1 protein-coding gene is annotated in these 712 nt (G+C 60.3%); it reads right to left on the bottom strand.

The window, feature by feature from the left end; all coding sequences use genetic code 11:
- On the bottom strand, window positions 1-712 hold a 712-nt coding region (locus NKH19_RS33430), incomplete at both ends, for an ABC transporter substrate-binding protein (protein ID WP_352983992.1).

Below are 712 nucleotides of genomic sequence, written 5' to 3'. Positions count from 1 at the left end.
TTCGCCGGCGAGACGGGCTGGTCGTTGCCGATTTCACCGAGGCCGCGCAACGCCGATTTGACGATCTGCTCTCGGTTGACGAGATTTTTCATGCCGGCGACGAAATCGGCCTTGCTGCCCGGATCCATGTCGAGCCGGATGTTGAGGTCGGTATAGTTGCCCGAGGTCGTCTTCGACAATTCGAAGCCTTGCTGGCCGCCGATGAGCTTCATGGCGCGCGGATTGATCGAGGCGGCGAAATTGATGTCGCCAGACAAGAGCGCGTTCACGCGGGCGCTGTCGTCGCTGATAGCGATGAATTCGAACGAGTCGAGATAGGGCTTGCCCGACTTCCAATAGTTCTTGTTCTTGGTAACGACCGACCGCACGCCCGGTTCGAACGTTTGGAGCACGAAGGCGCCAGTGCCATTGCCCTTGGAGAAGTCAGTGGTGCCGTCCGCCACGATCATGAAGTGATGCAGCGACAGGATGGTCGGAAGGTCGGCATTCGGATCGGCGAGCGTGATTTCGACGGTCGACTTGTCGACTGCCTTGAAGCCGGTCATCTGCGCGGCGATCTTGGCGACCTTGGAACCGATCGCCGGATCGAGATGGCGCTTCAGCGAGAAGACGACGTCGTCGGCGGTGAGATCCTTGCCGTCGTGGAACGTGACGCCCTTGCGCAGCTTCACCGTCCAGGTCTTGGCGTCCTTGCTGTCGAAGCTCTCGGCCA

This window comes from Mesorhizobium sp. M1338 (genome assembly GCF_040318045.1).
Lineage (GTDB): Bacteria > Pseudomonadota > Alphaproteobacteria > Rhizobiales > Rhizobiaceae > Mesorhizobium.
This window is presented reverse-complemented; position numbering and strand designations above follow the sequence as displayed.